The following is a 22,113-nucleotide window of genomic DNA, read 5'->3' as shown; positions in this document are numbered from 1 at the left end:
GGAAAGCGTGTGTACGTGAAAGCGTACCGAGAGTTCGAATCTCTCTCCGTCCGTTGCGGTGCCGATCATTTCCGGAGCGTTATCGCAGCCTGCCCAAGACTGATGCCGCCGTCGTTGGGTGGTACGATGCGATTGGTCCACACCCCTAGACTCCTTTCGGCGAGGTCATCAACTACGTCCGAGAGCAGCAGATCGTTCTGAAACACGCCGCCTGAGAGCACTGCCGTGGACGCACCGTGTTCTTCGGCCAGGACAGCAACGGCATTGCCGATGCCTCGCGCCATCCCGTGGTGGAATGCACGCGCAATGTCAGCAGCCGCATATCCGCGCCGGCGCGAATCTATGATCGCGACCAGGGCAGGGCGAAAATCCATTTGGCCGGCGGCGAACGGTACCGGCAACGCCGCCGCACGAGGCGCCGTGCGCGCGAGCTGTTCCAGCCAGATCGCGGCTTGCCCCTCGAACGTCACTTCTCGCGTGAACCCCAGCAGCGCGGCGACAGTATCGAACAGACGGCCCGCCGATGTGGTGGTGAAACACCTCACATCCTTCTGCACAAGCTCGGTGGCGCGGAGAAATCGCTCAGGAAACTCAAACGGCGGGCCGCTCATCGACCCCACAATCTCCGGGCCCAGGTCCGTGAGAAAGCCGGCGGCTGCCTGCACCGGGAACCGCGCGGCCGCATCGCCCCCAGGCAGCCGCGCGGGACGCAGATGGCCTATTCGCTCCAATCCACCTTCGATGCTACCCGCAAAGAATTCCCCGCCCCAGATCGTCCCGTCATCACCATACCCGGTGCCATCGAACGCAACCCCAATCACGCGCTCATCAAACGCTTCGCGTTCCGCCAGCACGCTGGCGATGTGAGCCCGATGATGCTGTACCGCACGCCGGCTACAGCACCGCAGTCCAAGTGCAAATGCCGTTGACGCATACTCCGGATGCATGTCGTGAACTATGTGAAGTGCCTCGACATCCAGGCCATACATCGACGTAACATCGGCAACGGTCTCGCGAAACGATTCCATGGCAGAAAAATGGCCTAGATCGCCTATATGCTGGCTTACGAACGCATCGCCGTTCGCCACCAGAGTTATCGTACTTTTGAGATCGCCGCCCAGCGCCAGCGTCGGTTGCTCTAGCGGAATCCTCGCGACTACGCCCGGAGCATAGCCGCGGGAGCGTCGGAGTATCACAGGCCCCATTCCGCCAACGCGCACAACCGAATCATCCACCCGCCGCGATATTTCCCGCTCACCGACAAGGAATGCGTCAGCAATTCCGGCCAGACTGTCGAGCGCAGCCTCGTCACGATACGCAATGGGCTCGCTGGACCGGTTCGCGCTCGTCATCACCAGCATCGCGGGTGCGCCTTGAGCGAAAAGCATGTGATGCAACGGCGTGTACGGCAGCATCACACCGACCTCGGCGGTGTCCGGCGCTACGCCTTCGAGCTCTACACGCCTGCTTGCGACTACAATCGGTCGCGCGGTTGATCCCAGTAACGCATCGGCCTCGGCGGTAAGTTCCATGATTTCGCGGGCCACGGCGACGTCTCGAACCATCACCGCGAACGGTCGCTCCTTGCGAAACTTCCGCTCACGGAGCGCAGCGACCGTGATGGAACTGGTTGCGTCGCAGGCAAGGTGGTATCCACCGATTCCCTTGATGGCAACGATTCGTCCGTCACCCAGCAGCCGGACGGCCTCACCGATGGCGGCTTCACTGTCCGCGATCACCGGAACTCCGTCCTGATGCAACGAATACCCGGGCCCGCAGCGCGAACACGCGTTGGGCTCCGCGTGGAACCGACGGTTCGCCGGGTCTGCATACTCGGCCGCACAATCGGAGCACATCGTCCACGCGCCCATTGTCGTCGTGGGCCGGTCGTACGGAAGGGAAAGGATTATCGAAAATCGGGGCCCGCAATTCGTGCAGTTGATATACGGATACCCGGCGCGACGGTCAGCGGGGTTAAGCAGCTCGGCAACGCATGCATCGCAAACAGCCAGATCCGGTGAGATCCCCGCTGTCGGATTGTCCCCCTTCTCGCTTTCCGCGATCCTGAAGTCGTAGTGGCCGGCGGCGGAGGTGCAGTGTATCGCGACCGAATTGATTCGCGCGGCAGGCGGAGCTGCTACGGTCAGATCGTGATTGAATGCGGCCAGCGCCTCCTCGCTTCCTTCGGCGCGAATGCAGACGCCGTCAGCGTCATTCAACACCCAGCCGCGAATGCCGTGAGCGTTTGCGATCCGATACACAAATGGGCGGAACCCTACACCCTGGACAACTCCACTGATTCGGATGGTCTGAGCATGAAGCGAATTTTCTACCTGCGGTCGGTCGTGCGTCTGGTCGTTCAGAGGCGGCCCGCGCCCGCCAGCGCGGGACATCACGGTGGCGAGACTGTGCACCCGCGTCCGTGCCAGCCTATCTGCTCGACACGGCCATCCACGACCAGAACCGGAACGGTGCGCTGCCCGCCGGTAAGCTCGATCATCCGCCGCAGCGCGACGACATCGGTCTCGACGTCATACTCGACGAACTCTCGCTGCTCCCACATCAATTGCTCCCTCAGCTCCGCGGTGTATTGACATCCGCTTCCGCCAAAGAGCTCCACTTCACTCATGTGCCAGTACCTCGAGCATGTCGCGCATCACGTGATAGACAGACGCCTGCACTTCCTGAATGCGGGGAACATAGTCGCTCGTGACAACCACCGGAAAATCCGCGAGCCCGCGCCTCACGATCTCACCACCATCGTAACCCAGCAGCGCGACGGTCGGCATCCGCCGCTTTCTCGCTTCCTCGAGTGCGGCGAAGACGTTTGATGAGCCGCCGCTCGTCGACAGTGCAACCACTACATCACTGGGCGCAGCCTGCGCAATGAGTTGACGCAGGAAGATCGCATCGGCGCCGATGTCGTTGGCGATTGCGCTTATGTTCGCCGGTTCCATTGAAAGTGATACCGCCGGCACCGGCCGGTAACCCTTTGGAGGCGCGACGCAATCCAGCGCCAAGTCGTTTGCGTCAGTCGCCGAGCCGCCATTCCCCAGGAGAATCAGTTTGCCGCCGGCGCGCACTGCTTCGGAAATAGCGAAGGTGGCCGCCGCAATCTGCGCCGACTGAGCGGCGGCAACCTGTTCCCGCAACCTCGCGACGTCGGCCGCCTTGACGCGGATGGACTCGGCGACGCTCGCGAGAACAGCAACCGTATCCTGCTTCTCCTTACCAAGAAACGGATACAGAAAGCCGGCGCTTCCAACATCATGACCCTGTTCATTGTGCTCGAAGAAAACGTGTACTGTCTCCCAAAGCGTATGATAGAGAATCTCTATCACCTCCTGCGCGATAAATGGATCGGCAGATGGCGAGTCCAACTGGAAGTCTGCGTCGCGGCCGCTGAGCGCAAATGTGAACGCGCCAAGTTCCCGGAGCCGTGCGAGCGTCGTCGTCACCGACGCATCATCCCCCGGCGGCGCAAATCCCATCGCGATATCGTCGGGCCGGCAGATGGCAGGCGCCCATTCCACAAATGCACTCGACAGATCAAGGGCGGGAAGTGCGCGCTTGCCCACGATCACAGGATGGACGAATTCAACCGACACGTGCTGCGCGTCAGTTGCGCTTGCGCCATTTCCGAAAGCCAGCAGCCGGCCGCCGCGAATAAAACGCGCGGACATTTCCTGGCACGCCAGTGCAAGGCGGTCTGATTCGCGACGGAAGAACTCATCGGATAATCGATTGCGTGACACCAGGGACTCGCCGATCATCCCCGCAAGCATGACAGGATCCGTCATCATCGGCCTCGCGTGGCGCGAGTGCCGCGGAGCGTCAACAGATCCTCGGAAGCGGATCCCCGACGAGCATGTCTACAACGCGCGTTCCACCGTAGGCGGAAATTGAAAGGACTGTCCGCGCAGGGGCCTCGCGTACCTCCCCGATAAATACGGCTTCCTCCCCTCCCGCGACCGATCGCACCGCATCGAGGGCTTCCTCGGCGCATTCAGGGGCAACGACCGCAAGGAACTGACCTTCGTTGGCGATGTGCATCGGCTCGAGGCCGAGTATCTCGCACGCGCCGCGAACCTGCTCGCGTACCGGAACTGTTTCTTCGAACAGCGCAATTGCGACGCGCGCATCAGCGGCCAGTTCATTGAGCGAGCTGGCGACCCCTCCCCGTGTCGGATCACGCATCCACTTGACGCCGGAGCCAACACGCCCGATAAGTGCCTCTATCATCGGGTACACGGGCCGGGTGTCGGAGCGAAGGTCCGTCTCCAGATCAATTTCACCGCGCGCAAGCAGGATGGTGATCCCGTGATCGCCGATAGGCCCCGAGAGGAGAATTCTGTCACCGGGCTTCACCAGCTTCGGTGAGCAAGTCGCCCTCGGATCGACGGCCCCGATGCCGGCGGTTGTTATGTACATGCCGTCCGCCATTCCGTGCTCGACAACCTTCGTATCGCCCCCTACCACTACGACGCCCGCGTGTCGGGCCGCCGCGGCGATAGCCCGCAACTCCACCTCGAGTACTTCAGATGACAACCCCGCCTCGAGGATCAGCGTCACCAGTAACGCCGCCGGCTTCGCTCCCGACACCGCGAGATCGTTGACTGTCCCGTTTACGGCAAGATCACCGATGGATCCACCGGGAAAGCGAAGTGGCTTGACGACGAAGCTGTCCGCCGTGAAGGCTAGCCGGGCGCCGGCAATCTCAACGAGTGCGGCGTCGCCGAGTGCTTCGAGCAGTGGACCGCCAAGCGCTGGCGCGATCAGCCCTTCTATCAGGCGGCGGCTTGCCTTGCCGCCGGCACCGTGCGCCATCTCGATCTGCGAATCAGAAAAGCGGATCTGAGCCTTGTAGTCGGGCATGCCGCGGGGCGCGGAGGTGTCGTCCTCGATCGTGCTATACCGCTGCCGCGGCCGTCGTGCGGAGCGCGTAGTTGTAATACGCCGCGCATGCTCCTTCAGAAGACACCATCAACGCGCCTACCGGCTTCTCCGGCGTGCACTCGCGGCCGAACAGTTTGCATTGATGCGGCTTGAGCACACCCTTCAGAACCTCGCCACACTGCGCGGCCTTGGGATCCGTTACGCGAATACCCGGAATATGAAACCGGCTTTCTGCGTCCCAAGCGGCGTAACTGTCGCGCAGTTTGAGCGCCGACTGCGAAATGAATCCGAGCCCTCGCCACTCGAAATAGGGCCGCAACTCGAACACTTCGGCCATCGCGCGCAGTGCCGGCAGATTGCCTTCCCACGGAACCACGCGGGCGTACTGGTTCTCGACAAACGCTGTTCCCGCCTCGAGCTGGCGAAGAATCATCACGATCGACTGCAGAACGTCCAGCGGCTCGAAGCCGGACGTAACCAGTGGACGCTTATAGTCCCGGCAGATGAATTCGTACGGCCGGCAGCCGATGACTGTTGACACGTGTCCCGGCCCGATGAATGCCTCGATCCGCATGTCCGGCGAATCGAGAATTGCCCGGATCGCCGGAATGATCGTAACGTGGTTGCAGAAGACCGAGAAATTTCTGATACCGAGTGCGCGGGCGCGCATCAGAGTGAGCGCCGTGGATGGTGCGGTCGTCTCGAACCCGATAGCGAAAAACACCACTTCGCGATCGGGATTTTTTTCAGCGAGCTTGAGCGCGTCAAGCGGCGAGTAAACCATCCGGATGTCTGCGCCGCGCGCCTTGTGCTCGAGTGGCGTTCCGTTCCGGCCCGGCACGCGCATCATGTCGCCAAATGTCGCGAGGATCACTTTCGGGTCGCTGGCAATCGACAAGCCATCGTCGACCCTGCCCATGGGGAGCACGCACACGGGGCAGCCGGGCCCATGGACCAGCTCGATGTTGTCCGGCAACACGTCCTTCAACGCAAAGCGATAGATGGCGTGCGTGTGACCGCCGCACACCTCCATCAACCGATAGTGCCGCGCTGGGTCCGCCAGTCGGCGAATCTCCCCTGCGGCCTGCCGGATCAGATGTGCATCGCGGAATTCATCGACAAATTTCATCGCCTCTCATCCTCTGTCGAATGCAATGCCCGTGTACCCGCGCCTAGCTGAATTGGTAGCCCTCGAGTTCGCGCATCGCATCCTCATCCTCACTTAAACCTCCCCGCCGTCGCAATGGCCCATATTCGCGCGCCTGAACCACGCCCTGGAGCATCGCGGTCTCACATCTTCCTTATGCGAAGCTAGCGTTTCGCGGCGCTGAACTGAAGCCCTCGGATACGGTGGGCGACAGTACGATGGGACGGGTCATTGTCATCTTCGCGCTGCTGGTTATCGCGAACCTCGGAGCATGGGCGTGGGCGCTTATCGCGTTCCGTGAATTTCCGCTATTGCCGGGTACCGCACTCCTTGCGTACGGACTCGGGTTGCGACACGCGCTGGACGCAGATCACACCGCGGCCATCGACAACGTGACCCGAAAGCTGATGCAAAGCGGTCAGCGGCCCGTCGCCGTCGGACTCTGGTTTTCGCTCGGTCACTCCACCGTGGTTGTGATCGCATCGGTAGCCATCGCTGTCGCCGCGACCGCGCTGAACGGACCGCTGGCTGCATACCGTCCCTTGGGCGGGACCATCGGAACGATCATCTCAGCCACTTTTCTGCTCGTGATCGCGGTGATGAAACTCTTCATCTTCGCCGACGTCTACCGCGCCTTCCGCCGGGTGCGGGCAGGGGGTTCTTATACCGGCGATGATCTCGACCAGATGACCGGAGGCGGAAGGCTGCTTGGCAGATTGTTCCGCCCCGTCTTCGCCGTCATCAGCCGTAGCTGGCACATGTATCCGCTGGGATTTCTGTTCGGACGTGGATTTGATACTGCTACGGAGATCGGACTTCTGGGAATCTCCGCGGCTGAAGCATCCACTGGCATGCCCATCTGGTCGATCCTCGTTTTTCGAGCATTGTTTACCGCTGGAATGTCCCTCGTCGACACAATTGACAGCGTACTCATGCTCGGTGCCTACGGGTGGGCGTTCACTCAGCCAGTTCGCAAGCTCTATTACAACCTTACGATCACAGCGGTTTCGATCGTCGTCGCCGTGCTTGTCGGAGGCATCGAAGCGCTCGGCCTGCTCAGCGAGAAACTGTCACTGTAGTGGACTTTCTGGGACGCCATCGGTACGCTGAGCTCCAACTTTGGCAGCCTCGGTTACCTGATCATCGGCGTCTTTGTACTGAGCTGGTTGATTGCCGCCGTCATATATAGAGTGAAGGGATACCACGCGCTGGATATCGTCCGGGAAGGATCGTGATGGCGTTATGAGAATGCGCGTGGCTGCGAGATCGGCCGATCGACAAAACGCCCTATCGCTTCGGCATACTCGGCGCCGCGGCCGTGCCTGACTGGCAGAAGAATTGCTCCTTTCGCAGCCACGTTCGACCACGGCTTGGCATTACCGTGAATCCGCCCGCGGCCGGCCGATACGCGTGAAGCGCGATGTGACGCCGTTAAGTCAGAGGCGATGGGAAGCGCGTAATGTCAATCTGTAACGGATCCGGTCATCACCGAAGCTGGAGTACAATCTCGAAGCGCAGCGATCATTCCGCCAAAAAACAACATTAGGAAACAGGAGAATCGAATGGCGACCACGGTGAATCGGACGGACCATAAGTCACGTGCGGACATCAGCCGAAGCGGGCTGGAGAGTGTCGGCGCCCGCGTCCTCAGATATGGGCTTGCCATGGTCCTGATCTGGATCGGAGCGCTAAAGTTTGCGGCCTATGAAGCGAAAGGTGTCGCTGACCTCGTCGCCGAGTCTCCGCTCATGTCCTGGATGTTGAGCATCATGAGTGGCGCATCGGCCGCAAGGTTGATTGGCTGCGTCGAAATCCTGCTCGGCCTCATGATCGCATCACGCGCTTTCGCCCCGCGTATATCGGCGCTCGGTAGTCTGGGCGCAATTGGCGTGTTCCTGATCACGTTGACCCTCCTGCTGAGCACACCCGGAGTTTGGCAGCCCGGGTACGGCTTCCCATTCCTGTCGCCGATGCCGGGAGGGTTTCTCGCAAAGGATCTGATTTTCCTCGGTGCCGCGATCTGGACCGCAGGCGAAGCGATGCGCGCTGCCGATGCGCGCCGCGTGCACACGTAGCCGGAGCAACGGTCACCGGACATTGAGCCGGTCCCGCATTGGGCGCTCGACCGTAATCGGGTCAGGTCCGAACGGGCTCGCCGCCGCGGTGGAATTGGCGCGGCAGGGGATGCCGGTGCAGGTGCTCGAAGCGTGTGAAACGATCGGCGGAGGAACCCGTTCCGGCGAGATGACGCTGCCCGGCTTTGTCCACGACATCTGCTCTGGTGTACATCCGCTCGCAGTTGCGTCGCCGTTTTTTTCCACCTTGCCGCTGGCGGCTCACGGACTCGAGTGGATTCAGCCCCCGGCGTCTCTCGCGCATCCGCTGGACGATGGAACCGCCGTTACGCTCGAACACTCAATTGAAGAAACCTGCGAGAACCTGGGACGCGATGCTGCCGCATACCGCGATCTCATGACACCATTAGTGAATGACTGGCAGTACCTCATCTCTGACTTGCTGGGACCGCTGCGCGTTCCCCGCCATCCGCTGACGTACGCAAAATTCGGTTTGCGCGCAATGCTTTCCGCGCGTACTCTGGCAATGGGACATTTCAGGGACGAGCGCGCCCGGGCGTTATTCGCAGGAAACGCCGCCCATTCGATGCTGTCGCTCGACCAGCTCTTCTCGGCTTCGTTCGGTCTTGTTCTGGGCGCGGCTGGGCACGCGGCCGGTTGGGCGATTGCGCGCGGCGGGTCGCAGAAACTGGCGAACGCACTGGGTTCGTACCTGCGTTCGATCGGCGGCGAAATCGTCACCAGCTCGCCTGTAGACTCGGTTGAGGGCTTGCTGGATCCACACAGCGCCGTACTCTGCGATCTAACGCCGCGCGGAGTACTGAGGATTGCTGCTGCCCGTTTGCCCCGCAGGTATTGCCGCAAACTCGAGCGTTTTCGTTACGACGTTGGTGCATTCAAGATCGACTGGGCGCTGAACTCGCCAATTCCGTGGAAAGCAACAGCGTGTTCCCGCGCTGCTACGCTTCACCTCGGCGGTACTCTGGAGAAGATCGCCGATTCGGAGAACGCAGCGTCGACGGGGCAGCACGCGGAGAAGCCATTCGTCATTCTGTCGCAGCCCAGCCTGTTTGACAACAGCCGGGCTCCCCACGGAAAACACACGGCATGGGGATACTGTCACGTCCCGGCCGGTTCGACCTTCGACATGACGGAGCGTATTGAGAATCAGATTGAACGGTTCGCCCCCGGTTTTCGCGACTGCATCATCGGACGGAAGGTCTCGCCCCCCGTCGAGCTCGAGCGCTACAACGCCAACCTGGTCGGCGGTAATATCAATGGTGGCTCGCAGGACGTGCGACAGCTCTTCCTGCGACCGACCATCAGCCTCTATTCGACCCCGGCCAGAGGCCTCTATATCTGCTCCGCATCCACACCTCCAGGCGGCGGCGTCCACGGTATGTGCGGCTATTTCGCCGCGCGGAGGGTTCTCCGGGAATGCTGACACCGGACGGTCTCGGATCGAAGCAGTTGATCTCAGGGTGATGATTGCCTGACGTTTGAGCAAAGAGGCGGCAATCGACAAATGCAGACGACTGGCTGATATTCGCAAGGTCGAAGGTGAGGATCCCTGCCGATGTCGTCACTTCTGCGACACCCTTGCCGGAAAACGCACTGTTCTGAAATCTGGCTCGTGCAGCGTTGGAGACCTGAGCGCCTCCGCCCTGCTTATTGCCGACTTGCAGCCAACCTGCGTGGCGTTGGGCGCGTTGAACGGAGCAACCGCGAACGTGACAAACTCGGCCGAAGCGCTCGGACCCCGAAACCGGATCGCAATCGTAGTCGCGATCGCTGCAACCGCGACGGCTGCAATCGGCAAAGCAATTTTCCACGCCCGCTGTCGCCCGCGCATCCTGCGAATTCGAAAAGCCAGCTTAGACTTGACCGCGATTGTCCCTCGAGCAGCTTCGCGAAACTCGGCGGCGGTCTGGAACCGATCGACATGTTCCTTCTGCATCGCCTTCTCGATCGTCGCGCTGAGCACTGCCGGCGTGTCGCGGCGCACATCATCGAGTCTTATCGCTACCCGAGTAAGATGCGCGACGAGAACCGCCTGCTCGGTCGGTCCTGTGAACGGGGGAACTCCGGCAAAAATCTCATAGCCGACGACACCAGCCGCATAAATGTCGGCGCGGGCATCCACATTCCTGTCGCCCAGCGCCTGTTCCGGCGCCATGTAACCCACGGTCCCCAGCGACATTCCCGTCCCTGTGAGCCGCTCACCGCCCTCGTTGCCCATTCCTCCGCCCGGTGCTGCTGCTATTCCGAAGTCAGCGAGAACAGCGTGACCATCCTGGATGAAGATGTTCTCAGGTTTGATGTCGCGATGGGCAACCCACTGTTTGTGCGCATAGGACAGCGCGTCGGCTACCTCGGTGAGAATACGAACGCCTTCTGCTACTGGAAGCGATCCCTCGCGCTCGAGCAGAGCGCGCAGTGGCTGGCCCTCGAACAAGGGCATGATATAGCAAGCGAGACCGTCACGAACTCCTGCGGAGATTACCGGCCGGATATGCGGGTGCTGCAGACGCGCGGTAACTTCGCTTTCGCGGCGAAAACGTGCCAGCATCATCTGGCTCGTCAGCTCGGGCGGCAGAATCTTGATAACGATGCGCCGGCCCAGCTCGGCGTCGCTAGTGAGGAACAGGCGGCTCATACCGCCGCCCCTCATTTCCGTTTCGACTTGGTAGGTGCCTGCGAACGCTGCTGTCAGCTGCTCGATCAGCCCACCGTCATTGCTTCCACGCTCGTCCGAACTTCCTGATCGCGTCACAAGTGGAGTCTCGTGACGCGGCTTGCCCTGATCTCGCGGGCCGCTTGCAGTTTCTGTCTACGTATTTCGATAAACACGCTAAGTGTATTTACCGCTTCGCAACTCGCGAGCGCAGCCAGATCGCTCGCGACGCAAAAAAGGCCGGAGAGCTATGACTCTCCGGCCTTTGCGCGACGCAGCTCAGCGCGGCCCGGTTTCCGTCCCCGGCTGCAGGCAACTTCCCTTGATTGGCGTGCACGGGCGGAAAGCGGCCCCGTTCACTGGCCGGGTTTGACCGTTCGAGGTAAAAGTTCCGCCGGCCACGACCAGTGTGAAACAGGTCCCCCTGTCGGGAACGACTTCGTCGCCACTAACGCCTTCGGAGGAAGGCGCGACCGGAGCCGCGCAGCTTTCGAAGGAGGACAGATCGCTGACGTTTGCCAGGTCGAGCACAAGCAGACCGGTCAGCGTTTGAACGCTTAGTTTGCCTCTTCCAGAAAAGTCGCCTTGGTGCAACTGCACGCGCGCGTTGGGGTCTACTGTAACGCCCTCAGGCTGCTTCCGCTGGAAAGACAGGAAGCCGGAACTGCCTGGCTTGTTGAGCATATAGGTGACGTTGATGCTGAAAGCGCCGCCATCTGACACACCGACGGCGCCAGTGTCAGAGGGTGGCGGTGGCGGAAATTCCACACCGTCCCCTCCGCCGCCTCCACCGTCTACGGCACGGCGCACCTCGGGAGAGGCGCCGGTCGGCGATGTGCTGATCTCCTGGCAGGCTGCCAAAGCAAAAACTGCAACCGAGAGCAAAACCTTTCTCATTGTAACTCCTGGCTCAAGCGAACCGGTCAAGGGGGCCGCGACGTCTTCCGCAGCGGCTGGAAAACAGGGGACGGGGCAACTTAGCTCTGCCAAACCCGGCAATCAATCGAGCCAACAACTTTGTGACATCAGCTTGCGCTGACCGTTACCTGCAGCCTGCGGCGCTTGTACAGGCTCGGAGGCACTGATTCATCATTTCAACGTGCAGCGGCAGTCGCACCCCGCGCCGCTTCGAGACCGGCCCGTGCGCTGGCGACCATCGGTTGAACGCTGGGATCACCCCTCGACCATGCGTCGACGACAAGGGCAAACGCCCTTGCCGCTTCTGAGCGTTTTCCAAGCTTCGCGGCAAGCCTCCCTCTTTCCAGAGCTATCCATACTTCCGACGGCGTCAGCAGTGAGTTGATTCGCTCGCGTGTGAGTGCCGCCGCCTCTTGCAACCTGCCGCGGGCGGCCAGGAGTTGTGCTGTTGTCAGCCTGTCCAGATAGCAACGCATACAGAGAGTGTCGGGCAGTGCGTTGAATCGCTTGAGAGCATCGGTGGTGTCCCCCTTGGCGAGAGAGAGGTATGCCCGCGCCGACTCGCCTTTGTATCGGGCCGCACGCTGGCCCACGGTGCCGCCGGAGCGCGTCGCTGAATCGGCGCTACTTGCGAGTTCCTGTATCGCGGCGATTTCGCGGTGATCAGCGAGCCATCGGAGCGCGGAATACGCATGCGGTGCGCCTTCGTTCCGCCACCGCGCGAAGACCGCGGACGCGGTGTCGCGGGGAATAGCGCCCAGCAGAGCCATCTCGACAAATAACAGTGACGGTCGATTGCCAAGTTCAAGGTACGCCTCGCTGAACCGCCCACGGTAGGCGAGACTTGAAGGCAGATACCTTTGCAGTAACCCCGAGTCCGAAGCAAACGATGGCGAGTTGCGCGGACGCCTCGCGATGGACTGTAGCAGGCGGAGCGCGGTTTCCGCAGAATCCGGCCATCGCCTAATTGGATACCAAGCAGCGAACACCGCGTTGGTGAGCGCCCTGTCGAGCACGCTGTCGGTCACGGCTGGCGACAATCGTCCAGCCCGCACAACCTCGTCCAGAATAGTGTAGCCGACGGCATCCTCATCGGTTGGATTCAACGCCCGGTAAGCGCTGAGATAACGCCGCCCCGCGGCTACGCCGTCAAGGGTAAAGCCAAGCTCGATTGCGTGCACGTAGGCGGGACTGAACGCGGAATCAAGTGCGATCGCCCGATCAAACGCGTGGAGAGCGTCACGCTCCGACACCGCCACGCCACTGCCAAATCCGGTGTGGAATCGCGCCTCCCCCACTGCATACCACACGTCCGGATCGTTGGGGTATCTCACAGCCGCCTGATTTACCGTCGCAAACAACCGTCTTGCGTCGTTCCAGTTCAGTGAATCGAGTGATTGAGTGGCAATCGATGCCGATAGTGAATCCGCTACGACAAGCAGACTATCCCGGGGTGACAGCCCGCGATTTGCGCGTCCCGCGCGGAGCTTGAAAATACGCGAGAGGGAATCGTTGCCATTCCGCTGCCAGCCAGCGACCTTGGCTGCACGTCGCAGGGCAATGGAAAAGTTGCTATCGAACCCGATTGCACGGGCATATGAGACCGACGCAGAATCCCACGAGCTTCGACGATAGAACTGTTCGCCCTGGAGAAATGCGCGGATCGCTGGAACAGACGCCGAGCCCAGCGACGACTGCCTTAAGGCTCCGATCCGGTGCGTTTTTTCCAGCTCGGCGAGCACCGCCAGCGTGAACTTGTCCGCCGCACTTTCGACATTTGCATCGCGACCTTCATAATCCCAGGCAACGTCAGTAGCGACATTCACGAGTGTGGCGTATAGCCGCACCGAATCGATGGAGCTTCCCACCACTCTGCCGAAGATCGCGTAGTCAGCATTCGTACGTCGCGCCAGTTCAGTCGCCGATTGACGCGTCGCAGGCGTAGTAAAGCCCTTTAGGGCAACAGTTGGCGATACCGTTCGCAACGGGCCCGCTCCGTCGAGATTCCTGGCCATCACATCGACCATGCCTTCGCGCCACAACTCCAGTCCAGTGCCGAGGGCGTTGAACGGCGCAATCGCTATCGTTACCGCTTCCGTAGCGACCGAGTCAGCTCTATATCGCACGGCCATCGCGATTACCGCAGCGGCCACCAGCGCCGCCGCCGGAATCCCGGCCTTCCACTTGAGAGGCAGCTTGCGAATCGCGCGCAAGGGAGAAACCCGCGTGCGCCCTACCGTGACGCCACCGGCCGCCTCGAGTGCGTCGCGAAACTCTGCCGCAGTCTGGTATCTGGCGTCGGGGTCCTTCTGCATCGCTTTCGCGATTGCCTCGGACACCGCGGCCGGTGTGTCCTCGCGAACGTCATCGAGGCGTACCGCGTCGCGGGTGAGATGCGCGACGAGAACTGCCTGATCGTTCACCCCCGTAAACGGTGGCGCACCGGCAAAAATCTCATAGCCCACGACACCGACAGCGTAGATATCGGCGCGAGCATCAACGTTCTTCTCACCAAGCGCCTGCTCTGGCGCCATGTAACCCACAGTACCCAGCGACATTCCCGTTCCCGTCAAGCGCTCGCCGCCGCTCTCCTTGCCAAGCCCGCCGAGCGCAGCCGCAATGCCGAAGTCAGCGAGCACGGCGTGGCCGTCCTGGATGAGAATGTTTTCGGGCTTGATGTCGCGGTGTACGACACCCTGCTTGTGAGCGTAGGAGAGCGCGGCGGCCACTTCACGGAGGATTCGTACGCCATCACCAATCGACAGCTTTCCTTCCCGCTGAAGACGGCCGCGCAACGACTCACCCTCGAAAAACGGCATTACGTAGTGAGCGAGACCGTCCCGAACGCCCGCCGAGATGACCGGAAGGATGTGCGGATGCTGCAGGCGCGCGGTGACTTCGCTTTCGCGCCGGAACCTCGCCAGCATCATCTGGCTCGTGAGCTCCGGGGGCAGAATCTTGATGACGACGCGCCTGCCAAGCTCGGGATCGGTTGCAAGAAAAAGGCGGCTCATGCCTCCGCCTTTCATTTCCTCCTCCACCGAGTAGGTGCCCGCGAAGCTCGATCGCAACTGATCGAGGAGGCCGTCCGCCCGCCGGCTCTCAGTTGTAGCTACCTGGCCGGGATCGCCAGCCGCAGAATCTATTGTTTCAGACGCAGGAACCGTCACCCCCGCGGCGGTCAATGCTTCAGCAAAAGCTTCCGCCGTATGCCATCTGTCCTCCGCCTTTTTTGCCATCGCCTTCGACACTGCGCGTTCGAGCGCTTCGGGTACATCGCCGCGTGTTTCACTCAGGGCCCGCGGGGTTTCGGAGAAACGCCGGAACATGAGAATCTGCGGAGATGCCCCAGTGAAGGGTGCAACCCCGGCGATCATCTCATACACCACGCATCCGAGTGAATAGATGTCGCTCCTAAGGTCCAGCTCGCGATCACCCACCGCCTGCTCAGGGCTCATGTACGCGGGGGTACCAACCGCCATCCCGGTGAGCGTCAGCCGGTCTCCGCCGGACGCAACGACTGCGCGGGCAATGCCAAAATCAAGCACGATCACCCTGTCGTCCGACAGCAGGATGTTGTCCGGCTTGATATCGCGGTGCACGATCGAACGCTCGTGCGCATACGACATCGGCTGCAGGATGCCCGTCGCAATGCGAATGACTTCGCCGATGGGAAGTTGCCTCTCGCCATCCAGCCTGGCGCGCAATGACTCGCCGGTCACATAGGTCATTACATAGAACGGGTCTTCGCCTATGACACCGGCCTCGATCACCTTGGGAATCGAGGGGTGGTCCAACTCGGACACAAACTTTATTTCGCGCAAGAACCTCTCACGCGTGACGGTATTGCCGAGGTCGGGGTTAAGGACCTTGAAGGCTACCCGGCGGTCGTCACGCAGGTCGGTGCAGAGAAAGACCGTCGCCATTCCGCCCCGACCGAGCTCCCGTTCCATGCGGTAGTGGCCGGCCAGAATTCGCGGGGCATTGCCAGCAGGAGAGCCTGAACTATCGCCCTGAGTCACGCGGGCTGCATCAGGGAGGCGTGCAGTAGAGGCCTGCACACTGTCCGCGAATCCGGTCAGGCTGTTTCGTTGACACGTATTTCATATTATGGCGCTGGAAGCAACGGGCGCAACCTTGACTAGGGGCATTCACGTGCGTCGTCCGTCTGCCCGCAGTATCGCGCGGTCTGGCAGGCGGTGCTTGGCCAGCCTGCTCACTCCGCGGTTCTGGAATCCGATAATGCTCTGACATTCCAAGTCGACCTGGTGACAGGTAGCGGAAGCGCTTGCCAGCGGCAAAGATTCAATCCCCATGACCACAACTCCGACGCGACTTATTCGCAGCGCCCAGCTCGGAATGCTCGTCAATGCCGTCCTCGCGATAGTGAAGCTCGTTGCTGGGATTCTTGGCAACACCTACGCGCTGGTCGCTGACGCTGTTGAATCGACGGCTGATATTTTTGCATCGCTGGTGGTGTGGGGCGGCCTCAGAATGGCCGGCCGCGATCCGGATGAAGAACACCCCTTTGGATACGGCAAAGCCGAGTCGCTCGCGGCCGCCGTTGTGTCGGTCATGCTGCTCGGCGCCTCGGTCGGAATCGCAATCGAAGCGGTGCGGGAAATCCGAACGCCGCACAATACTCCCGCACCCTGGACACTACTCGTCATCGTTGGCGTCCTGATTGTCAAATTCGCCCTCTTTCGCCGCACGGCGGCCATCGGTGCGGAGGCACGCAGCACCGCCGTAAGCGCCGATGCCTGGCATCATGCGAGCGACGCAATCACATCTGCGGCAGCTTTCATAGGCATCAGTATTGCCCTCTGGGGCGGGCCTGGATGGGAACAGGCCGACGACTGGGCCGCATTGTTCGCCTCGTGTCTCATTTTCTACAACGGCATCCTGCTGGTACGGCCGGCGCTGCACGATCTGATGGACGGAATGCCGGGTGACGATATCGTGAGCCCGGTACGAAATGCCGCCGAGGGCGTGCCCGGAGTCATGGCGGTGGAGAAACTGACGGCCCGCAAAGCTGGACTGGTCTACTACGTAGATATCCATGTGCAGGCCGATGCCGGTATGTCCCTGCACGATTCTCATGGGCTGAGTGGCGCCGTGAAAAGCGCTATTCGCGCGGCGGCCCCACAGGTACGCGATGTGCTCGTACACATGGAACCTTACGACGGAGAGGAGACAGGCTCGGTTAAGACCCACTGACTTTGTGCACCCCGCCCTCCGGGCGCGGCGCAGTCATCACACTTCCTTGATCGCCTGGCCTACCGCGGTGAGCGACTTCCTCGCGTCCCCAAACAGCATTCGCGTCTTTTCATGGTGGAACAAGGCGTTTTCGATTCCCGCAAACCCATGTCCCATGCTTCGTTTGAGCACGATGATGTTGCGGGCGCGATCGACATCCAGAATCGGCATACCATAGATCGAACTCGAAGGATCATCCCGAGCTGCGGGATTCACGACATCGTTCGCGCCAACGACGAGTACTACATCAGTCTGCGGAAACTCTCCGTTCACCTGTTCCATCTCGAGCAGCTGGTCGTACGGGACATTCGCTTCGGCAAGCAGCACATTCATGTGTCCCGGCATGCGACCGGCCACGGGGTGAATGGCGTATTTGACGGTCACCCCTCGCTTCTCGAGATCGGTGGCGAGCTCCCGCACCGTGTGCTGAGCCTCAGCGACAGCGAGTCCGTAGCCTGGGACAATTACTACCGTGCGTGCATAAGCAAGAGCAATCGCCGTGTCTTCGGCGGTCGTTTGGCGAATCGGGAGAAGCGTACCTGACGCCTGGGAAGATGATTCGCCCGCGGCGCCGCCGCCAAACGCCCCGAAGAGAACGTTTGCCACGGATCTGTTCATCGCCTTGCTCATCAATAGTGTCAGCAGCGTGCCCGACGCCCCGACGAGCACACCGGCAACCACCAGCATCTGGTTGTGCAGCACGAAACCCGTCAGCGCGGCCGCGAGTCCAGTGAGCGAATTGAGAATGGAAATCACTACCGGCATGTCACCGCCGCCGATCGGCAGCACGAACAGTGCGCCCAACGCGAGCGATAGCACAAAGATCAGCCAGAGCGCGGCGGTACCACCGCTGCCCGCTACAACTGCTGCACCAAAAACTGCGATTCCAAGAAGTAGCAGGGCATTGATCAAGCGTTGCATCGAGAACTGCAACGGTTTGCCGGGCAGGATCTCCTGCAACTTGGCGAACGCAACGATGCTGCCGGTAAACGAGACAGCTCCGATCATGGTACCCAGCACGATCGACGTCGCCTCTCCGGTTCCGGCGCTGGTTGCACCTGCATCGAGCCGCAGGTATTCGGCGAGCGAGACAAGTGCGGCCGTTGCGCCCCCCATCCCGTTGAACAGCGCCACCATCTGCGGCATCGCGGTCATCTGGACCGTGCGCGCGAAATACGTCCCGATAGCAGCGCCGAGCAACGTTCCGGTTGCAATTGACCAGAATGACAGGATCTGCTGGTCGAGCAGTGTCGCGCCAAGGGCCAATGCCATGCCGGCAGCCGCAACTCTGTTTCCAGAGCGAGCGGTAGCGGGTGAACTCAGCCGCTTGAGACCAAAGATGAAAAGAACGGCGGCCACGATGTAGCTGATTGCGATCGCCGAACCGCGGTAGTCAGTCATGGGGCTTATCCCGCTCCTTCTTGCGGAACATCTCGAGCATCCGGTCGGTGACGACAAACCCGCCGAATACATTGGCAGCGCCAAACACAACCGCAATGAATCCAAGTGCGTGAAGCAGGGGAGTGTCGGCGGCACCAGCGACGAGCATCGCACCAAGCACGACAATGCCGTGAATGGCATTGGTGGCAGACATCAATGGGGTGTGAAGCACGGACGGCACCCGCGCAATGACCTCGAATCCAACGAACATCGCGAGAACAAAAACATAGATGCCGAGCACCAGCTCCACGCTCATGAGGTTGACTCTTTCATGCGGTTGACGACTGACTCGTTGCGTACCGCGCCCGCCGCAGTGACACACACGGCACTCGTGATATCATCATCGAGATTCAACTCGAGTTGCCCGTTGGGCGCCAGATGGGTTACCAGCGCCGCGATGTTTCGCGAATACATCTGGCTGGCATGAAACGAAAGTTCACTGGAAATATTCAAAGGGGCGATGATCGTCACCCCGTGCTGCTCGATATGCTGTCCTGGTACCGTTAACTCGCAGTTGCCGCCCTGCTCGCCGGCAAGATCAACGATGACTGATCCCGGTTTCATCGCAGCTACTGTCTCTGCGGAGACCAGTAAGGGGGCCCGTCTGCCGGGCACGAGCGCGGTGGTGATTATCACATCGGCAAGGAGCGCGTGCTTGTGAATCAGTTCCATCTCGCGGCGGATGTGTTCTTCCTTCAGCTCCCTGGCATAGCCGCCGGCGTCCTGTGCATCATCTGACCCTACGTCAAGCTCGACAAATGTCGCGCCAAGGCTTTTCACCTGCTCCTTTACAACTGGTCGTGTATCGAACGCTTCTACGACAGCGCCGATCCGCCTTGCTGTCGCAATTGCCTGAAGCCCGGCTACGCCAGCTCCGACGACGAGCACCTTCGCTGGCCGCACCGTGCCCGCGGCGGTCATCAGCATCGGAAAAAATTTCTGCAGCGCGTTGGCAGCCAGCAGGACTGCCTTGTAACCGGCAACCGTACTCTGTGACGAGAGCGCATCCATCATCTGCGCTCTGGTGGTGCGCGGTACCAGTTCCATGCTGCATGCAGTTATGTCGCGCCTGGCGAGATCGCTGAAGAACGATGGGTCGCCGGCGGGATTGAGCAGTCCGATCAGCACCGAGCCGTCACGCAGCAAATCGAATTCGCTGCTGCCGAACTCCGTTCGTTCCGGACGCTGCACCTTGAGAACCATCTCCGCGCCGCGGTAGACAGCCCCTGCGTCTCCGACAACCGTTGCCCCAGCCGCTGAATACGCTTCGTCAGTGAATCCGGCGCGCAGCCCCGCACCCGACTGAACTTCTATGGAGTGGCCAGCCTTCGCCAGCGATGCCACGACTTCCGGCACGAGCGCAACCCGCTTCTCGCCCTTCTGAACTTCGGCTGGTACCGCGATTCGCATTCAACGCCTCGTTGCGATTTGTCCTCGCGACGGGAACGTCGCGGAGAAAAAATACCTCGCGCGGCGATTTCATGCTGCCCCTGGACCGGGCGCTTGTAGCTTCACTTCTTTTCCAGGGAGTGACAGATGCGAACCAATATCAGGCCGGGCTTCACCCTTATTGAACTTCTTGTCGTGGTTGTCATTATTGGCGTACTCGCCGCAATCGCGATTCCGAAATTTGCCGGCGTCAAGGAAAAAGCCTATGTAGCTGCGATGAAATCCGATCTCCGCAATCTTGCCACGTACGAGGAAAGCTACGCGGCCGATAGCTCCGGACTTTATTTCTCGGGAACGAGCGCCAACCCCGCGTCGATGCAGGGTTTCGTAGCGTCCCAGAATGTGGACGTAACAGCCACGGCGGCTGCTGGTCCTCCGCCGGGCTGGAGCGCATCCGCAAGCCATACTCTTACCACCAAAACGTGTTCCTCATCCTCTGCCGGCCTTATCACGTGCACCTGATCGCGGCCGGGGGGAAGTGACGCTTCGCGGGACGGTTCGTCAATGCCAGGTAGCCTTACTCCGCTGCGCTGCGAGGACATCTGCCGACGAGGCCATTCATGTACGCTCCCGGACATCGCGGATGTCTCAATGCCGCAATTCTTTGCGCCTTCTCGGCCGCGGCCTTAGCGTACCCGGCCTTTACGGCAGCACAAGTCATCGTAAATCCTGATCTCGCGGCGCTTGGAAGGGTGCCCCTGGTCGACAGCACCAGTCTTCGCTCGGTTGTCGGAGCGCTTGCCGGCAGAAGCGGGAAGCTGCTGGCGCGATTCGTCGCTCCGCCGCGCGCAATGTCCGTAACGCCCCTTGCCGGCAGCCTCAACTACACATCGAAGATGCTCCCCGGCATCGAGGAGGTCGCAGGGGCCAGCTCTGTCGGCCGGTTTTCGCTTATCACCATGCGGTCCTTCCGCGACAAGATCGCAGGTTCTGTCGGCTCTTACCGCGTTGGATTCTGGCCGAATGAAAATGGCATGGCGCGTTCCGAGGCGTATCAGAATCCTGAGGGATTCATCGAAGTCACCCGCGAAAATCAGGAAACCCGGATCTCGCAGCACTTCCGGCTGCGAGACTTTCTCACTCACGATCAGCAGAACGTGTGGCCGAAGTATCTCGTTCTGAGGGAGCCACTGCTCGATAAGCTCGAGCTCGTGATTCAGGATCTCCAGGCGCACGGCGTGCCCGTCCGCAACGTCGAGGTGCTCTCGGGATTTCGAACGCCGCAGTATAACATCGCGCTCGGCGACAACAGTGGCCGCTCACGCGACAGCAGACACCAGTTCGGTGACGCGGCCGACATTTTCATCGACAGCAATCACGATGGCCGCATGGACGATCTCAATAATGATGGACGGGTGAACATCAGTGATACGCGAGTGATTCTCGCCGCCGTTGAAAGGGTGGAGCGCGCCTATCCGGATCTGCTTGGGGGCCTTGGCCTCTACCATGCCACCGGCTCGCACGGGCCCTTCGCCCATATCGACGTGAGAGGAAGCCGCGCGCGCTGGGTCACTGGCGGACGGCTGGCTAGCTCGAACCGCCGGATCCGCGGTTCGAAGGCGTCCCGTGCACGCGCTGCCAGGAGCCGCAACGCGTCAAAGGCCAAGCGGGTTGCTTCGGCTTCGCGGTCAGGAATCACGAGTAAGGCGAAAGCCCGTCGATAGGCCGTCTCTTCGACGGGAAACCAATTCTTCGCTGCTGCTGTCCAACGATGGCCAGGACCCACGAGGGGATGGCACGCAATCCGGACGTCGGTGTAAAAGGCCCGGAACTCCAGCGCGTATCACAACTAACAGGACCCCCCCCCATGCATAACAGTTTCGGTATCCGGACTATCGTGGCCATCGCTGCAGTAGTTGTGGCTTCGCTGATTCCGGGCTCGGTGCAGGCGCAGAAGACGTCCCCGCCAGCGCCGACGGTATTGCCGGACACTTCGGCCTCGCGACGCGACACTGCCACCGTTGCGGACGTGCAGCGTGCAGCGGAGCAACTCTCGATAGCTGTCCAGGAAGCAGTGCGCAAGGCGACGGAAAGTCCGGAGCTGAAGGTGGCCGCAATCAAGCTGGCAACTAACGCAGTGAAGGCGGCGCAGGTTGTGGTCGCACAGCAGGCGGTGACGCTGCAGACTGTGCTCGAGTCGCTGGCGCGCGAAGTCGCCGCCGTGTCGACGCCGCCCGCAAAGCCAAAAGCTCGCTAGCGGTCTCCATCGGCATCTGTTCCGTCGCGCCGTTCCTAGGCGCGCGATGGAGCAGCGGTCG

18 protein-coding genes are annotated in these 22,113 nt (G+C 61.1%); 7 read left to right on the top strand and 11 right to left on the bottom strand.

The window, feature by feature from the left end; translation table 11 throughout:
- Positions 1-65: 65 nt before the first annotated feature.
- The 5 genes from hypF to hypD are packed head-to-tail and all read right to left on the bottom strand — an operon-like array spanning position 66 to position 6,025.
- A complete protein-coding gene (gene hypF / locus WKF55_15415) occupies positions 66-2,414 on the bottom strand; it encodes a carbamoyltransferase HypF (protein ID MEJ7760968.1) in 2,349 nt (782 codons plus the stop codon).
- Positions 2,393-2,629, bottom strand: a complete 237-nt coding sequence (locus WKF55_15410) for a Uxx-star family glutaredoxin-like (seleno)protein (GenBank protein ID MEJ7760967.1) — start codon at positions 2,627-2,629, stop codon at positions 2,393-2,395. The genes hypF and WKF55_15410 overlap by 22 nt, the downstream gene beginning before the upstream one ends.
- Complete coding sequence (locus WKF55_15405) at positions 2,622-3,803, bottom strand: SIS domain-containing protein (protein ID MEJ7760966.1); 1,182 nt, start codon at positions 3,801-3,803, stop codon at positions 2,622-2,624. The genes WKF55_15410 and WKF55_15405 overlap by 8 nt, the downstream gene beginning before the upstream one ends.
- 31 nt (positions 3,804-3,834) lie before the next feature.
- Entirely contained in the window at positions 3,835-4,875 is a 1,041-nt protein-coding gene (gene hypE, locus WKF55_15400) for a hydrogenase expression/formation protein HypE (protein ID MEJ7760965.1), read from the bottom strand.
- Positions 4,876-4,909: 34 nt separating this feature from the next.
- Positions 4,910-6,025 carry a hydrogenase formation protein HypD gene (gene hypD, locus WKF55_15395; GenBank protein MEJ7760964.1) on the bottom strand — a complete coding sequence of 372 codons (1,116 nt, stop codon included), beginning with the start codon at positions 6,023-6,025 and terminating at the stop codon, positions 4,910-4,912.
- 236 nt (positions 6,026-6,261) lie between these two features.
- Between hypD and WKF55_15390 the strand changes: the two genes are divergently transcribed.
- The 3 genes from WKF55_15390 (at position 6,262) to WKF55_15380 (ending at position 9,562) form a co-directional block, all read left to right on the top strand.
- A complete protein-coding gene (locus tag WKF55_15390; protein MEJ7760963.1) occupies positions 6,262-7,122 on the top strand; it encodes a HoxN/HupN/NixA family nickel/cobalt transporter in 861 nt (286 codons plus the stop codon).
- Positions 7,123-7,605: 483 nt separating this feature from the next.
- On the top strand, positions 7,606-8,118 hold the full coding sequence (locus tag WKF55_15385; protein MEJ7760962.1) for a DUF417 family protein: 513 nt from the start codon (positions 7,606-7,608) through the stop codon (positions 8,116-8,118).
- A 22-nt stretch (positions 8,119-8,140) separates the two neighbouring features.
- Positions 8,141-9,562: an NAD(P)/FAD-dependent oxidoreductase gene (locus tag WKF55_15380; GenBank protein ID MEJ7760961.1), complete on the top strand. Its 1,422-nt coding sequence runs from the start codon at positions 8,141-8,143 to the stop codon at positions 9,560-9,562.
- Between the two features lie 138 nt (positions 9,563-9,700).
- Here the strand turns inward: WKF55_15380 and WKF55_15375 are convergent, their stop codons facing one another.
- From WKF55_15375 to WKF55_15365, 3 genes are all read right to left on the bottom strand, one after another.
- Positions 9,701-10,891 (bottom strand): serine/threonine-protein kinase, encoded by a 1,191-nt coding sequence (locus tag WKF55_15375; GenBank protein MEJ7760960.1) that lies wholly within the window; start codon positions 10,889-10,891, stop codon positions 9,701-9,703.
- A 180-nt stretch (positions 10,892-11,071) separates the two neighbouring features.
- Positions 11,072-11,689, bottom strand: coding sequence for a hypothetical protein (locus tag WKF55_15370; GenBank protein ID MEJ7760959.1), 618 nt, complete (start codon positions 11,687-11,689; stop codon positions 11,072-11,074).
- A 197-nt stretch (positions 11,690-11,886) separates the two neighbouring features.
- Entirely contained in the window at positions 11,887-15,771 is a 3,885-nt protein-coding gene (locus WKF55_15365; protein ID MEJ7760958.1) for a serine/threonine-protein kinase, read from the bottom strand.
- Positions 15,772-16,024: 253 nt separating this feature from the next.
- Here WKF55_15365 and WKF55_15360 point away from each other — a divergent pair, with 253 nt between their 5' ends.
- A complete protein-coding gene (locus WKF55_15360) occupies positions 16,025-16,927 on the top strand; it encodes a cation diffusion facilitator family transporter (GenBank protein ID MEJ7760957.1) in 903 nt (300 codons plus the stop codon).
- Between the two features lie 36 nt (positions 16,928-16,963).
- On the opposite strand, the gene WKF55_15355 is transcribed toward WKF55_15360, so the two are convergent.
- From WKF55_15355 to WKF55_15345, 3 genes are read right to left on the bottom strand one after another with little or no spacing between them, the layout of a single operon-like run.
- Positions 16,964-18,367 carry an NAD(P)(+) transhydrogenase (Re/Si-specific) subunit beta gene (locus WKF55_15355; protein MEJ7760956.1) on the bottom strand — a complete coding sequence of 468 codons (1,404 nt, stop codon included), beginning with the start codon at positions 18,365-18,367 and terminating at the stop codon, positions 16,964-16,966.
- Positions 18,360-18,662 (bottom strand): NAD(P) transhydrogenase subunit alpha, encoded by a 303-nt coding sequence (locus WKF55_15350; GenBank protein ID MEJ7760955.1) that lies wholly within the window; start codon positions 18,660-18,662, stop codon positions 18,360-18,362. Before WKF55_15350 ends, WKF55_15355 begins: the two co-directional genes overlap by 8 nt.
- Positions 18,659-19,816, bottom strand: coding sequence for a Re/Si-specific NAD(P)(+) transhydrogenase subunit alpha (locus WKF55_15345; GenBank protein ID MEJ7760954.1), 1,158 nt, complete (start codon positions 19,814-19,816; stop codon positions 18,659-18,661). Before WKF55_15345 ends, WKF55_15350 begins: the two co-directional genes overlap by 4 nt.
- A 126-nt stretch (positions 19,817-19,942) precedes the next feature.
- Here WKF55_15345 and WKF55_15340 point away from each other — a divergent pair, with 126 nt between their 5' ends.
- The 3 genes from WKF55_15340 to WKF55_15330 all read left to right on the top strand — a co-directional run bounded on the left by WKF55_15340 (position 19,943) and on the right by WKF55_15330 (position 22,052).
- Complete coding sequence (locus tag WKF55_15340) at positions 19,943-20,317, top strand: prepilin-type N-terminal cleavage/methylation domain-containing protein (protein ID MEJ7760953.1); 375 nt, start codon at positions 19,943-19,945, stop codon at positions 20,315-20,317.
- Positions 20,318-20,415: 98 nt separating this feature from the next.
- Complete coding sequence (locus WKF55_15335) at positions 20,416-21,519, top strand: hypothetical protein (GenBank protein ID MEJ7760952.1); 1,104 nt, start codon at positions 20,416-20,418, stop codon at positions 21,517-21,519.
- Positions 21,520-21,662: 143 nt separating this feature from the next.
- Positions 21,663-22,052, top strand: a complete 390-nt coding sequence (locus tag WKF55_15330) for a hypothetical protein (protein MEJ7760951.1) — start codon at positions 21,663-21,665, stop codon at positions 22,050-22,052.
- Positions 22,053-22,113 lie beyond the last annotated feature (61 nt).

It is taken from the genome of Gemmatimonadaceae bacterium, from assembly GCA_037721215.1.
In the GTDB taxonomy this organism is placed as follows: domain Bacteria; phylum Gemmatimonadota; class Gemmatimonadetes; order Gemmatimonadales; family Gemmatimonadaceae; genus UBA4720.
Note: the sequence above shows the minus strand (reverse complement) of the source record. Positions and strands in the feature narration are given on the sequence as shown.